Here is a 13,447-nt window from a genome sequence, read left to right as displayed (position 1 = left end):
GTGGGACCCTTCCGTCCCGGTGTCGTGCAGCTCGTCCCAGGCGACGTCGTGCTCGGTCCAGTCCGTGATCGCCCCGGCGGAGACGTGCACGACGGCGAGCCGCGCCGCACGTCCCCAGCTGTGGGCCATCTGACGGTCGGCCCCCACCGGGATGCAGATGACGAGGTCCTTCGCGGTCATGGCGGGCTCCTGGGGCAGCGGTCGGGCGGGCAGGTCCAGCCTGCCATGCGGGCGGCGGGGACCCGGGGGACCAGCCTCGCGCACGGCAGGAATCAGACGGCGAACGGCACCCCGCACCTCAGGATCACGTTGGAGTAGGCGGTGTCCTCACCTGTCCTGACCACCAGGTGTGCCGTGTTGACCATCGCCTTGAAGTCGAGGTGGTCGATCCGCTCGGCAGGTGCGTCGAGACGCTCGTCGACCCATGCCCCGGCCGGCCAGTCGTCGGCCGGAGCGCTCACCCACGCGTGCTCGACGACCATCTCCGCCACCAGGGCGTCGAGCACGCTGGTGAACGACGGCTGGCCGTACACGAGCGCCAGGTCCACGACCGGCACGTGCGAGGCGACCGGAAGTCCCGCGTCGGCCACGACGAGCAGATCGGTGTGCCCGAGCCGCGCGAGGTGGCCCGAGAGCGGGGCGTTGATGATTCCGTGACGCTTCATGGCAGAGGATCGTCCTTCCAGGGGTAGGACGCCTGGGCTCCCAGGCGTTGGACCGAGTACGCAGCGACACGGGTGGCCGTCAGGGCCGCCTCCTCGACCGAGTTGCCTCGTGCGAGGCCGACCGCGAGGGCTCCGACGAAGGCGTCGCCCGCGCCGGTGGAGTCGCGGGCCTCCACGGTGCGGGCCGGGAGGGACCAGGATCGTCCCGCCTCCACCCCGAGGACGCCGGCTGCGCCGAGAGTGATGACCACGGAGCGGATCCCGAGCTCTGCAAGGCGTGCGGCGGAGCGGGCGGGGGAGTCGTCCGTCCCCGCCCCGAGCAGGATCGCCGCCTCGTGCTCGTTGACGACGAGCGGGTCCGCCAGGCGGAGGGTCTCGACCGGCAGGGTGCAGGCGGGGGCGACGTTGAGCACCACGCGGCGCCCGGCGGCGGAGGCGAGCTCGGCCGCGCGGCACACGGCGTCGAGCGGGATCTCGGCCTGCAGGACGCAGACCCGTGCGCCGGCGATGACGAGCGAGGCCCGCTCGACCGCCTGGACGCTGACCGAGGCGTTCGCGCCGGGGATGACGACGATGCTGTTCTCACCGTCGTCGGCGACGGTCACCACCGCGAGTCCCGTCGGCCCGGGCTCGACGGCGAGCTGCGAGAGGTCGACGCCGGCGACGCGGAGCTCGCCGAGCGCGACCTCGGCGTAGGGGTCGCTCCCGACCGCGCCGATCATCGCCGTGCTCGCACCGAGGCGAGCCGCGGCCACGGCCTGGTTTGCTCCCTTGCCCCCCGCGAGCACCGAGCTGCGGGTGCCGAGCAGGGTCTCGCCGGGGTGCGGGTGTCGCACGACCTCGAGGAGGAGGTCGGCGTTGACCGAACCCACGACGACGATGTCGTGGTCCATGCGTCTCCTTCGTCACAGGTTGGTCACGGTAGTTGACACCGTCAGTGCCTGCTCCGTACCTTGATGCTACTTCATTCAACGCGGAATGTATATTCAGGAGTTCAGGTGGCGATCATCTCCACGGCGACCGAGGGCGCGACCGCGCCCGAAGGCTGTCTGCTCGCCATCGACCAGGGCACCACCAACACGAAGGCCGCCCTGGTCGACCCTACGACCGGCGCGATCCTCGTGTCCGCGTCCCGACCGCTCGGCATCTCGTTCCCCGTTCCCGGCGCCGTCGAGCAGGACGCCGAGGAGCTCTGGGCGGCGACGCTCGCTGCCGTCGAGGAGTGCCTCCGGGGGTCGGCCCTGCGTTGCCTCGGCATCGCGATCTCCAACCAGCGCGAGTCCGTCGTCACCTGGGATCGCCGGACGGGTGCCGCGATCGGCCCCGTGCTCGGCTGGCAGGACGCCCGGACCGCCGCGTGGTGCGCAGACCTCGCCGCAGCACGGCCCGACGCGGCCGAGCTCGTGCGTTCGCGCTCGGGCCTGTCGCTCGACCCGATGTTCTCCGCTCCGAAGATGCGCTGGGCGCTCGACTCCGCCGTGGCCGCGGGCATCGACCCTGCGGACGTGCTCCTGGGGACGGTGGACTCCTGGCTCGTGCACCGCCTCACGGGCGAGCACGCGACCGACGTGGGAAACGCCTCGCGCACTCTCCTGCTGGACCTCGGGTCCCTGGAGTGGGACGCGGATCTGCTCGAGCTGTTCGGGATCCCCCGGGCGAACCTCCCCGAGGTCAGGGCGTCCGACGCCGGGTTCGGTCGCACCGTGGGCACAGGTCTGCTCCCAGCAGGGATCCCCGTGGTGGCCGTGCTCGCGGACTCCCACGCCGCGCTCTTCCACCACCGGTGCACCGTCCCCGGCACCGGCAAGGTCACCTTCGGCACGGGCTCGTCCGTGATGACTCCTGCTGCCGGACCGGACCTCGCCCCGCAGGGCATCGCCACGACGGTCGCCTGGAGCATCGGCGGAGTCGTGACCTACGCGCGGGAGGGGAACATCGTCGCGAGCGGTTCGGCCCTCGACTGGATGGCCAGGACCCTGGGGGCACCGGCCGGGGTGTCGGGCGGCGCCTTCCTCACCGAGCTCGCCGCCGCCGTCCCGGATGCCGCCGGCGTCGCCTTCGTCCCCGCCTTCACCGGTCTGGCCGCTCCCTACATGGATCGCGCCGCGACGGGTCTGCTCGCCGGGGTGACCGCGGGGACGACCCGCGAGCACCTGGCCCGGGCAGCTCTCGAGGGGGTCGCGCACCAGGTCGCGGACGTCGTGGAGGCCATCGAGTCCGACGGCATGGCCCGGATCGAGACCCTGCACGCCGACGGTGGCGCCACTGCGTCCATGCTGCTCATGCAGCTGCAGGCCGATCTGCTGGGCCGCCCGCTCCTGGTCGCCGATGCCCCCGAGGCGTCGGCGCTGGGGGTCGCGCTCCTCGCGGCCCGGACCCTCGGTCGTGATCCCTGGGAGCCCGAGCCCGGTACGAGCGTCGATCCCGATCCCGATCTCGGCGAGCGGTCCGCGCGACGCCGCAGGTGGTCACAGGCCGTCGCCCGCTCGCGGGGTCGCGCCGTGGTCCAGGACTGACCGCCAGCCCCACCCGAAGCGTTCCGGCCCGCCGGTGCACACCTCGAAGGAGAGGGAATGTCGACGAAGACAGAAGAACGATCGGTCCCGCTGTGGCGGCGACCTCGAGTGATCGGCGCCGTGGTCACGGTGGGCGTCCTTGCGGCTGCCGTCGCCGGGACCACGTTCGTGGACACGAGCTCACAGGAGGTGGCGGCCGACACCGCCGTCGAGTACGCGGACCTCAACTACGAGACCGTCGTCGTCCCGGCGGTGACCGAGAGCGCGCAGCCTCTCGACGCACTGCTCGCGGGCCTCGTCGTCGACGCGGACGCCACGGGCGAGGAGTTCGGCAACCGCGAGGACGCCGCCAAGCCGTACAGCTTCGCGACGGAGGTCACCGGCACGGTGACCGAGGGGAAGTTCGGCGAGGTCGGCCTCGACGTCGCGGGGGTTCCCGCGGGGCTCACCGTCGGCATCGGCGTCCCGCCCCTCGGTTCCACCACGGCCATCCGGGATGCGGGGACCGACCTGACCTTCGGCGACTTCGTCAACCAGACCGAGTACCAGAACGTCGCGATCGAGCTGAACAAGAAGATCGCGGAGTCGGTCTTCGGATCGCTCGACCCGGCGAGCCTCGCCGGCAAGCAGGTGCACGTCGTGGGCGCGTTCACCTGGGTGTCCAAGACCGGGGGCGAGATCGACCACGTGACGATCCTCCCGGTCACGCTCGAGGTCGTCTCATGAGCGTCACGGCCGAGGCCACCGACGTCGTCATGCGGGCGAGTGGCGTCACGAAGGTCTACGGCGGTACGCACGCCCTGCGCGGGGTGGACTTCGAGGTGCGCCGCGGTCAGGTGACAGCCCTCATCGGCGAGAACGGCGCCGGCAAGTCGACGCTCATGAAGATCCTCGCGGGGGTCGAGACGCCGACCACGGGCACGATCGAGCTGGACGGCCGACCGGTCGCCTTCCGCTCCCCGTCCGAGGCGGTCGAGCACGGCGTGGCGATCATCCACCAGGAGCTCAACCTCTGCCCGAACCTGTCGATCGCCGACAACATCTTCGTCGGTCGGGAACGTCGCAAGGGCGTGTTCGTCGACTACGCCGCGCAGCGCCAGGACGCCATCGACCTCCTCGCCCATCTCGAGGAGCCGATCGACCCGAAGACCCTCGTCGGCGACCTCCGCCTCGGCCAGCAGCAACTGGTCGAGATCGCCAGGGCCCTGAGCGAGGACGCCCGGGTGCTCATCATGGACGAGCCGACCTCCGCGCTCTCGGCCGTCGAGGTCCACGTGCTGTTCCGGGTCATCCGCGAGCTCACGGCACGCGGGGTGTCCATCATCTACATCTCGCACCACCTCGACGAGTGCATGGAGCTCGCGCACGACGCCGTGATCCTGCGCGACGGCGATGTCGTGGCCCAGGCGCCGATGGCCGAGGTCGACCTCGCCTGGATCGTCTCGAAGATGGTCGGCCGGGACGAGGGCGCGCTGTTCTCCGCGATGGCGCACGACCCAGGTTCCCCCGTCCTCGAGATCGCCGACGTGATCGTCGCCGACCCGGACAGCCCCGAACGGCTTGCGGTGCGTGGGGTGAGCCTGACCGTCCACGCCGGCGAGGTCGTGGGCATCTACGGGCTCATGGGGGCGGGGCGGACCGAGCTGCTCGAGGCGCTCGCCGGGCGCAACGCCGTGCTCGGCGGGACGATCACGCTGGACGGGAGGGACCTCACGGGGGAGAGCGTCCAGGACCGGATCGCCGCGGGGTTGATCCTGGTCCCGGAGGACCGGCAGCGGGACGGCTTGGTCCCGTCCCTCTCGGTCGGCCGCAACCTCTCGCTCGCCGCGGTGCAGCGCTTCGTCCGCGGGCCCTTCGTCCGCCGGATGGCCGAGCGGAGCGAGGTGGACGAGACCGCGCAGAAGGTGCGGGTCAAGGCAGCCAGCCAGGACGCGCCCATCAACTCCCTCAGCGGCGGCAACCAGCAGAAGGTCGTCATCGGCCGGGCCCTGATGACCCGGCCCCGGGTGCTCGTCCTGGACGAGCCGACGCGGGGCATCGACGTCGGCGCCAAGGCGGACATCTTCGCCCTGATGGCGGCCGAGGCGCGGACCGGCATCGGGGTGCTCTTCGCGACCTCCGAGGTCAGCGAGGTCCTGCACGCCTGCGACCGGATCGTCGTCATGGCACGCGGACAGGTGTCGGCAGTGCTCGACCCCCGTACCACCACCAGAGAACAGCTGATGGCGGCCTCGGACATCTCGTCCGCCGCCCCGACCACCGAGGACGAGTGACATGGCCACCACCACGGCACCAAGGACGGTGCGTCCTTCGCCCGCCGAAGAGACCAAGCGGACGGTCGGGGAGTTCCTGCTCGATCAGCGGGCCTTCGTCGCCCTCATCGTCCTGGTGATCATCTTCTCGTTCCTCTCGGACGCGTTCCTCACGCCGACGAACCTCATCACGATGACCAAGCACGTCGCCTACAACGGGATCCTGGCGATGGGCATGCTGCTCGTCATCATCACCGGAGGCATCGACCTCTCGATCGGATCGATCGTCGGCCTCTCGGGCATCGTCGCGGGCGTCCTGCTCCAGGGTTGGGACCTCTCGCTGTTCGACGCCACCGCCTACCCGGCCGTATGGGTCGTCATCATCGCAGCGCTCGCGGTGGGCGCTCTGGTCGGGCTCCTCAACGGCATCCTCATCACGAGGTTCAACGTCGCGCCGTTCATCGCGACCCTCGGGACGCTGTACATCGCCCGCGGCGCGGCGCTGCTGATCTCGGACGGTTCGACCTTCCCGCGGCTCCAGGGCGACCCGTCGCTCGGCAACACGGGCTTCAACTTCCTCGGCACCGGCAGGCCCCTGGGGATCCCGACCGCCATCTGGATCATGGTGCTGTTCGCCGTGGTCATCGCGGTACTGGTCACCAGGACCCCCTTCGGTCGCTGGCTCTACGCCACCGGCGGGAACGAGCGCGCTGCCCAGCTCGGTGGCGTGCCCGTCCGGTCGGTGAAGGTGCGGGTCTACGTGATCTCCGGGATCTGCGCGGCGATGGCAGGGCTCATCATCGCCTCGGAGCTCACCTCGGCCGCGCCCCAGACGGGCACCACCTTCGAGCTCAACGCGATCGCTGCGGTGGTCATCGGTGGGGCTTCGCTCTCCGGTGGTCGCGGCACGGTCAAGGGCGCCCTCATCGGTGCCTTCGTCATCGGCTTCCTCTCTGACGGACTCGTCATGGTCGGCGTCTCGAGCTTCTGGCAGACGGTGATCAAGGGTCTGGTCATCGTCCTCGCGGTGATGCTCGACCAGGGTCAGCAGAGATTGAAGAACGCACGCGCGGCCGCCGTCGCCGCACAGAGCGTCAAGCGCGAGCTGGCGGCACAACAGCCCTCGGCCCAGTGACGGGCCACGGGAACAACCCACCATGGAGGTAGACGGAATCATGCGACGCACACTCCGCAACGGCGCGGTGCTCGTGGCCGCGATCTCGGCCCTGGCGCTCGCCGGCTGCTCGAGCTCATCGGACGCAGGCGAGACGACCTCGCCGTCGCCCACGGCCGCCGAGACGACGGATGGTGGGGGCGAGGCCGGTGGCCTCATCGCCGTCATCACCCCGTCCCACTCGAACGTGTTCTTCAAGGCCGAGGCCGACGGTGCAGTGGCCAAGGCGGAGGAGCTGGGCTACACGGCCCAGTCCGACTCCCACGACGACGACCCGAACAAGCAGAGCGAGCTCATCGACTCGGCGATCTCCAACGGTGCGGTCGCGATCATCCTCGACAACGCCGGTGCCGACGTGACGATCGGTGCGGTCCAGAAGGCGACGGATGCCGGGATCCCGGTCTTCCTCATCGACCGGGAGATCAACGAGTCCGGGATCGCCAAGGCCCAGATCGTCTCGAACAACGCACAGGGCGCCGGCCTCGTCGGCGAGTCCTTCGTCGAGGCGATGGGCGGCAAGGGGCGCTACATCGAGCTCACCGGCCGTGCCACGGACACGAACGCCGCCGTGCGTTCGGACGCGTACCACGCGGTGATCGACCAGTACGCCGACATGGAGATGGTCGCGCAGGACACCGCCAACTGGGACCAGCAGGAGGCGTTCACGAAGATCGAGACGCTGCTCCAGGCCGACTCGGACATCCAGGGCATCATCGCCGGCAACGACACGATGGCGCTGGGTGCCGTCGCCGCCGTCGACGCGGCGGGCCTGACCGGCAAGGTGATCGTCGCAGGGTTCGACGGAAGCCCCGATGCTGCGGCCGCCATCAAGGCGGGCACGATGCTGTCGACCGGTCTCCAGCCGGCCGTCGCCATCGCCCAGCTCGCCGTCGAGCAGGCGGACCTGTTCATCCGGACCGGTGACACCGGTGCCCCGGAGAAGCAGTCCGTGGACTGCGTGCTGATCGACAAGTCGAACGTGGACCGCTACACGCTGTTCGCGATCGAGTGAGCCCAGGTCCGGCCCGGGCGAGTGAGCCCGGGCCGGACCACCACCTGTGGCCGAACGATCGCCACAACGTCCCGCCGCACGGCCCCGCTGCCCCGCGCGTGGGCGGCTCCGACCCCTACGCATGCCGCCTTCCGGTGTGCCGAGGGCGCCGCCCTGTTAGTGTGTGTTGCATCAACGATCGGAGATGAATAGAAATGTCAGAGTATCCGCGGTTCGGAGCAGGGTTGTGGCACTTCGCGAGCTACCTCGACCGGTACGCCACGGACGGGTACGCCCCGCCGGTGTCCACGATCGAGCAGATCGCCCGCGCCGGAGCCGTCGGCGACCTGTCGGTGGTCGACGTCCCGTACCCGTTCACCGAGGGCGTCACGGTCGAGGACGTGAAGGCGGCACTCGCCGAGCACGGGCTCGAGGCGATCGGCGTCACCCCGGAGATCTACATGCGGCGCTTCAGCAAGGGCGCCTTCACCAACCCCGACGCGGCCGTCCGAGCCGAGGCGCTCGCCTTCCTCAACGAGGCTGCCGACGTCGTCCGCGCGCTGGGTGCGAAGTACCTCAAGGTCTGGCCCGGTCAGGACGGCTGGGACTACCCCTTCCAGGTCAACCACCACGACCAGTGGGAGCTCGCCGTGTCCGGCATGCGCGAGCTCGCTCAGGCGAACGCGGACCTCAAGATCGTCATCGAGTACAAGCCCCGCGAGCCGCGCAACAAGATGTTCTGGGACTCGGCGGCCAAGACTGCGCTCGGCATCAAGGCGATGGGTGTGGACAACGTCGGGGTGCTGCTGGACTTCGGCCACGCGCTGTACGGCGGGGAGTCCCCGGCCGCGGCTGCCCAGCTCCTCATCGACCACGGCCTGCTCTGGGGCATGGACGTCAACGACAACCTGCGCGGCTGGGACGACGACATGGTCGTCGGCACCGTTCACCCCGTCGAGGTCTTCGAGTTCTTCTACACGCTGAAGATCAACAACTGGGAGGGTGTCTGGCAGCTCGACCAGTTCCCGTTCCGCGAGGACACCGTCGAGGCGGCCAAGCTGTCGATCCGCTTCCTCAAGGGGCTGCACCGGGCTCTCGAGGAGATGGACATGGACGCGCTGCGCGAGGCCCAGGCCCGCCAGGACGCGATGGGGGCGCAGAAGCTCGTGCAGGACGTGCTCTTCAGCTGCCTTCGGGACGAGCCGTGACGGTCGAGGAGGACCTGGTCCCGCAGGTCGATCCCGATGCCGTTCCGTCGGACACGTTGACGGTGCTCGGCCGCGTTCCCGAGGGTGCCACCCGTGAGGAGGCGGTCGCGCATCTCGCCGAGGCAGCTCGCCTGGTCCGGCGCCGTGACCTGCAGATGGTCCGCGCCGCCGGTCTCGGGCACATCGGCGGGGAGTTCTCCGTCATCGACGTCCTCGTCACCCTGTACCTGCACGCGATGAACGTCACCCCGGAGCGCCTCGACGACCCGGACCGTGACCGCTTCATCCTGTCCAAGGGCCACGCCGCCGCTGCGCTCTACACGACCCTCGCGATGGCCGGGTTCCTCCCGCAGGATCAGCTGCGCACGTTCATGCAGCCGCTGTCGATGCTCAACGGGCACCCCGCACGCACGAAGATCGCAGCGGTCGAGGCCAGCACCGGCCCGCTCGGCCACGGACTGCCGATCGCCGTCGGCACCGCCTTCGCCGGCAAGCTCGACGGCTCTCCGCGGCGCACCTTCGTGGTGACCGGCGACGGAGAGCTGCAGGAGGGCTCGAACTGGGAGGCCCTCATGACGGCAGGCAACCACGGGCTCGACCACCTGTGCGTCGTCATCGACCGCAACAGGCTCCAGCAGGGTGCGCGGGTCGAGGACACGAACGACCTCGAGCCGCTCGCCGACAAGCTCCGTGCCTTCGGCATGGAGGTGGTCGAGGTCTCGGGCCACGATCACGGAGCGTTGCTCGACGTCTTCGCTGCCGTCCCGGCACGCTCGGGCAAGCCGACAGCAGTCATCGCGAACACGATGAAGGGGCACCCGATCTCCTTCATGTCCGACAACGTCGCCTGGCACCACAAGGTGCCGTCCGCCGACCAGGTGGACCAGGCGCTGGCCGAGCTGGAGGCGAAGTGAGCACCACGACAGCACCCGCCCAGGTCCTGCACGACTGCAGGGACGCGTGGGTCGCCACCCTCATCGAGCTGGCCGAGGCCGATCCGCGGATCGTCGCCGTCGTCAACGACTCGGTCGGGTCCTCCAAGCTCGGGCCGTTCCAGGACCGCTTCGGCCAGCGCCTGGTGAACGTCGGTATCGCCGAGCAGGACATGGTCGGGGTCGGCGCGGGCCTGGCGAACGGCGGCAAGGTCCCGTTCGTCTCGGCAGCTGCCTGCTTCCTCACCGCCCGGGCGATGGAGCAGGTCAAGGTCGACGCCGCCTACTCCCAGCACCACATGGTCCTGGTGGGGCAGAGCCCCGGCATGGCCTACGGGGAGCTCGGCCCGACGCACCACTCGATCGAGGACCTCGCCTGGCTGCGGGTCATCCCCGGCCTCACGGTGATCGCACCGTGCGACCCGATCGAGACCGCGCAGGCCCTGCGCTGGGCCGCTGCTCATCACGGCCCCGTCTTCATCAGGGTCGCGCGGATGGGCGTTCCGGACGTCAATGCCGCGGACTACGAGTTCGTGCCGGGAAAGGCCGTCCTGCTGCGCCCAGGCAGCGACGTGACCCTCGCGGCGACCGGCACGGCCGTGCACCGGGCACTGGACGCCGCAGCGCTTCTCGCGGCCGAGGGGATCGACGCCCGCGTGCTCTCCGTGCCGACGATCAGTCCGCTCGACACCGAGGCGTTCGTCGCCGCGGCGCGCGAGACGGCGGGGATCGTCACGGCGGAGGAGGCGCTGACCTCCGGGCTCGGTGGTGCCGTCGCCGAGGCGCTCGCCACGCGGCACCCTGCCCCGATGCGGTTCATCGGGGCAACCACCTTCGCGCCCACGGGCTCCGTCGGGTGGCTGATGGAGCACTTCGGGATCACGGGGACGGGCATCGCCGCCGCGGCGAAGGACCTGCTCGGCAGGTGAGACGGGCAGGCCCGCCGCTCATCGGGCGGCGGGCCCCGCCGCACCGGACGATACGATCGGCCGGCGGTCCGGACGGGAGTCGGTTGGGACGAGCGTCACCATGAGGGAGAGTCAGATGGACGCGAGCGGGCGCTCAGGCGTGGTGAGCCAACGCTTCGGCCACTCCGACGACCAGATCCGGCTGATGGCCAAGATCGCCCGGATGTACCACGAGCGAGGGCTCCGTCAGTCGCAGATCGCCGACGAGCTCCACGTCTCGCAGCCGCGCGTCTCGCGCCTGCTCAAGCGGGCCCAGGAGATCGGCATCGTCCGCACCACCGTCGCCCTGCCCGCAGGCGTCCACACCGATCTCGAGGAGGCACTCGAGCGCGCCTACGGACTGCAGGAGGTCGTCGTCGTCGATGCGGGAGGCTCGGACGCCGACCTCAACCCTGCCCTCGGCGCGGCGACCGCCGTCTACCTGGAGACCACCCTGACCGGTGGGGACACGGTGGGGATCTCCTCGTGGTCGGCCACGCTCCTCGCCGCCGTCGAGGCCATGCGCTCGTCCCGCTCCTCGGTGGTGGACAGCGTGGTCCAGGTCGTCGGCGGGGTCGGCGACCCCCGGGTGCAGATGCAGGCGACACGCCTGATCGGTCGGTTCGCGGCGGCCACGGGCGCGGAGCCGGTCTTCATGCCGACTCCCGGCATGCTCGGCAGCGCCTCCGCGCGTGACACCCTGATGGCCGACCCGGCGGTCGCCGAGGTGGTCACCCTGTGGCCCCGGCTGACCATGGTGCTGGTCGGGATCGGCTCGCTCGAGCCGTCCCCCTTGCTGCGCGAGAGCGGCAACGCGATGGCCGAGGCCGACCAGACGCTCCTGCGGGAGGCCGGCGCCGTCGGCGACATCTGCCTGCGCTTCTTCGACGCCGAGGGTGAGCCGGTGCGCTCTGCAGTCGACGCGCGCGTGATCGGGATCGACCCGGAGCAGCTCCGGGAGATCCCGCGGCGGGTGGGCGTGGCCGGTGGCGAGCGCAAGCACTCCGCGATCCGGGCGGCCCTTCTCGGCGGCTGGGTCAACGTCCTGGTCACGGACCGCGAGGAGGCCGAGCGCCTGCTCGCCGACGCCCCTGACGCGAACCTCGGCAACGGGTCGGGCAGCCTGAACCCCTGAGCAGTCCCGCGCCCACGTCCGCAGCCTGGGCCCCCGGCGCGCGGAGGAGGCGCGGCGCCTCAGTCCAGGAACAGCGCGCGCATCCGCCGTGTCGTGAAGGTCACGCCCAGCACGATCATCGCGACGTAGTACCCGACGTGCACCCACGTGCTGTGGTCCAGCGCCCCGGTGGTGAGCCCGCGGATCAGCTCCACCCCGTGCCACAGCGGCAGGGCCTGGATGAACCACTGGATGGCCTCGGGGTACACGGTGATCGGGTAGAACGTCGCCGAGAACAGGAACATGGGCAGCATGACGAAGTTGATCCAGTCCATCTGCTGGAAGGTGCTCATATAGCTCGTCACGGCCATGCCGATGCTGGCGAACCCGAAGGCGATGAGCACGACGGCCGGCAGGGTGAGGATCGCCGTCCACGACAGGTTCAGGCCCATGACCTGCATGACCGTCAGGAACCCTGTGGCGTACAGCACCCCGCGCAGCAGCGCGTAGCCGATCTCGCCGATCGCCACGTCGAGCGGGCCGAGGGAGGTCGCGAGCATCGCCTGGTAGAGCTTGCCGAAGTGCATCTTGAAGAAGACGTTCCAGGTTGAGTCGTACACGGCGCCGTTCATCGCCGAGACAGCGAGCAGTGCGGGGGCGATGTACGAGGCGTAGGAGATCGCGCGTCCGGAGTCCAGGGTGATGTCGCCGATGTACGAGCCGAGGCCCACGCCCATGGCCAGCAGGTAGAAGACCGGTTCGAAGAAGCCGGAGACGATGACCACCCAGGTGCTCGACCGGGCGGCCAGCAGCCCGCGGCCCAGCACCGCGGTCGCGTTCCCCGCGTACAGGGAGCGGACCCCGCCCGAGCGGGAGGTCTCCGGGGCGCGCGTCGAGGCGCTCATCCGCGCATCCTGCCGACGAAGGCGCGTCGCGCGAGCAGCCAGCCGCCGATCACCAGCGCAGCGAGCACCCCCGTGTGCACCGCGAGCATCCCGCCCGAGACGGGGGACCCGTAGGAGAGCCAGCGACCGAGCTCGCTCGCGTGCCACAACGGGGAGATCCAGCCGATCCAGTGCAGCCACACGGGGAGCGTGGACAGCGGGTAGAAGGTGCCGGAGAACAGGAACATCGGGGTGAAGACGAAGCGCTGGACCGCGGCGAACTGGCCGGCGTCGTCCTTGAGGCTCGCGGCGTAGGCCAGTAGCGGCAGGCCGAAGGCCATCCCGCCGAGCAGGCCGACGAGGGGAAGGGTGAGGACCGCGACGGGGGAGCCGAGCGCGCCGAACGCGGCGATCGCCGCCGCGTAGGCCACGGTCACGAAGGCCATCCGGGCGGCGACGGCCAGCACGAGTCCCTCGACCACCTGCTCGGGCGCCACGGGGGAGGCGTTCATCCCCCAGAACACCCGTCGCCACTTGAACCCCGCCATGATCGTGTAGGTGAACTCCTCGGTGCTCACGCTGATCGCCGCGGTCGCGAGCAGGGCCGGGGCGACGAAGACGACGTACGGCACCGGCCCGTCCGGCCCGAAGCCCACGGGCACGTCGAGGAAGCTGGCGAGGCCCAGCCCGAGGCCGAGCAGGTACAGCAGGGGGTTGCCGATCCCGCCGATGAGGATCGTCCAGCCGTAGGAGCGCATCGCGCG

Annotated in this window: 13 protein-coding genes and 1 pseudogene; 9 read left to right on the top strand and 5 right to left on the bottom strand. The window is 70.5% G+C overall.

All coding sequences use genetic code 11. The annotated features are described in order from the left end of the window. The 3 genes and pseudogenes from ABWK99_RS06925 to ABWK99_RS06915 all read right to left on the bottom strand — a co-directional run. Nucleotides 1-180, bottom strand: a pseudogene (locus tag ABWK99_RS06925) (hypothetical protein); the annotation flags it as partial. A 92-nt stretch (nucleotides 181-272) separates the two neighbouring features. Then, nucleotides 273-665 (bottom strand): D-ribose pyranase, encoded by a 393-nt coding sequence (rbsD, locus tag ABWK99_RS06920; protein ID WP_372593971.1) that lies wholly within the window; start codon nucleotides 663-665, stop codon nucleotides 273-275. Further along, complete coding sequence (locus ABWK99_RS06915; protein WP_372593970.1) at nucleotides 662-1,558, bottom strand: ribokinase; 897 nt, start codon at nucleotides 1,556-1,558, stop codon at nucleotides 662-664. The genes rbsD and ABWK99_RS06915 overlap by 4 nt, the downstream gene beginning before the upstream one ends. Nucleotides 1,559-1,663: 105 nt before the next feature. Between ABWK99_RS06915 and ABWK99_RS06910 the strand changes: the two genes are divergently transcribed. The 9 genes from ABWK99_RS06910 to ABWK99_RS06870 all read left to right on the top strand — a co-directional run bounded on the left by ABWK99_RS06910 (nucleotide 1,664) and on the right by ABWK99_RS06870 (nucleotide 11,820). Then, nucleotides 1,664-3,181, top strand: coding sequence for a glycerol kinase (locus tag ABWK99_RS06910; protein ID WP_372593969.1), 1,518 nt, complete (start codon nucleotides 1,664-1,666; stop codon nucleotides 3,179-3,181). 57 nt (nucleotides 3,182-3,238) lie between these two features. Next, a complete protein-coding gene (locus ABWK99_RS06905) occupies nucleotides 3,239-3,907 on the top strand; it encodes a DUF2291 family protein (protein ID WP_372593968.1) in 669 nt (222 codons plus the stop codon). Next, the gene (locus ABWK99_RS06900) at nucleotides 3,904-5,454 is read left to right on the top strand and encodes a sugar ABC transporter ATP-binding protein (RefSeq protein ID WP_372593967.1); all 1,551 of its coding nucleotides are present in this window, start codon (nucleotides 3,904-3,906) and stop codon (nucleotides 5,452-5,454) included. The genes ABWK99_RS06905 and ABWK99_RS06900 overlap by 4 nt, the downstream gene beginning before the upstream one ends. Nucleotide 5,455: 1 nt before the next feature. Further along, nucleotides 5,456-6,568: an ABC transporter permease gene (locus ABWK99_RS06895; protein ID WP_372593966.1), complete on the top strand. Its 1,113-nt coding sequence runs from the start codon at nucleotides 5,456-5,458 to the stop codon at nucleotides 6,566-6,568. Between the two features lie 40 nt (nucleotides 6,569-6,608). After that, the gene (locus tag ABWK99_RS06890; protein WP_372593965.1) at nucleotides 6,609-7,619 is read left to right on the top strand and encodes a D-ribose ABC transporter substrate-binding protein; all 1,011 of its coding nucleotides are present in this window, start codon (nucleotides 6,609-6,611) and stop codon (nucleotides 7,617-7,619) included. A 194-nt stretch (nucleotides 7,620-7,813) separates the two neighbouring features. After that, nucleotides 7,814-8,806, top strand: coding sequence for a sugar phosphate isomerase/epimerase family protein (locus ABWK99_RS06885; RefSeq protein WP_372593964.1), 993 nt, complete (start codon nucleotides 7,814-7,816; stop codon nucleotides 8,804-8,806). After that, the gene (locus ABWK99_RS06880; protein WP_372593963.1) at nucleotides 8,803-9,720 is read left to right on the top strand and encodes a transketolase; all 918 of its coding nucleotides are present in this window, start codon (nucleotides 8,803-8,805) and stop codon (nucleotides 9,718-9,720) included. Before ABWK99_RS06885 ends, ABWK99_RS06880 begins: the two co-directional genes overlap by 4 nt. Then, the gene (locus ABWK99_RS06875) at nucleotides 9,717-10,667 is read left to right on the top strand and encodes a transketolase family protein (RefSeq protein WP_372593962.1); all 951 of its coding nucleotides are present in this window, start codon (nucleotides 9,717-9,719) and stop codon (nucleotides 10,665-10,667) included. Before ABWK99_RS06880 ends, ABWK99_RS06875 begins: the two co-directional genes overlap by 4 nt. Nucleotides 10,668-10,767: 100 nt before the next feature. Next, entirely contained in the window at nucleotides 10,768-11,820 is a 1,053-nt protein-coding gene (locus tag ABWK99_RS06870; protein ID WP_372593961.1) for a sugar-binding transcriptional regulator, read from the top strand. A 59-nt stretch (nucleotides 11,821-11,879) separates the two neighbouring features. Here the strand turns inward: ABWK99_RS06870 and ABWK99_RS06865 are convergent, their stop codons facing one another. Beyond that, nucleotides 11,880-12,704 (bottom strand): ABC transporter permease, encoded by an 825-nt coding sequence (locus tag ABWK99_RS06865; protein ID WP_372593960.1) that lies wholly within the window; start codon nucleotides 12,702-12,704, stop codon nucleotides 11,880-11,882. Beyond that, nucleotides 12,701-13,447 (bottom strand): ABC transporter permease (locus ABWK99_RS06860; protein ID WP_372593959.1); only part of this gene is annotated, 747 nt, incomplete at its 5' end. The genes ABWK99_RS06865 and ABWK99_RS06860, both read right to left, overlap by 4 nt.

Origin of the sequence: Actinotalea sp., from assembly GCF_041597215.1 — a bacterium.
Lineage (GTDB): Bacteria > Actinomycetota > Actinomycetes > Actinomycetales > Cellulomonadaceae > Actinotalea.
The sequence above is the reverse complement of the archived record's forward strand: the minus strand, read 5'-3'. Positions and strand labels throughout refer to the sequence as shown.

Bases quoted from the DNA above. Each gene is read 5' to 3' on its own strand.
- rbsD (WP_372593971.1), bottom strand. From the start codon at position 665: ATGAAGCGTCACGGAATCATCAACGCCCCGCTCTCGGGCCACCTCGCG.
- ABWK99_RS06915 (WP_372593970.1), bottom strand. From the start codon at position 1,558: ATGGACCACGACATCGTCGTCGTGGGTTCGGTCAACGCCGACCTCCTC.
- ABWK99_RS06905 (WP_372593968.1), top strand. From the start codon at position 3,239: ATGTCGACGAAGACAGAAGAACGATCGGTCCCGCTGTGGCGGCGACCT.
- ABWK99_RS06900 (WP_372593967.1), top strand. From the start codon at position 3,904: ATGAGCGTCACGGCCGAGGCCACCGACGTCGTCATGCGGGCGAGTGGC.
- ABWK99_RS06895 (WP_372593966.1), top strand. From the start codon at position 5,456: ATGGCCACCACCACGGCACCAAGGACGGTGCGTCCTTCGCCCGCCGAA.
- ABWK99_RS06890 (WP_372593965.1), top strand. From the start codon at position 6,609: ATGCGACGCACACTCCGCAACGGCGCGGTGCTCGTGGCCGCGATCTCG.
- ABWK99_RS06885 (WP_372593964.1), top strand. From the start codon at position 7,814: ATGTCAGAGTATCCGCGGTTCGGAGCAGGGTTGTGGCACTTCGCGAGC.
- ABWK99_RS06870 (WP_372593961.1), top strand. From the start codon at position 10,768: ATGAGGGAGAGTCAGATGGACGCGAGCGGGCGCTCAGGCGTGGTGAGC.
- ABWK99_RS06865 (WP_372593960.1), bottom strand. From the start codon at position 12,704: ATGAGCGCCTCGACGCGCGCCCCGGAGACCTCCCGCTCGGGCGGGGTC.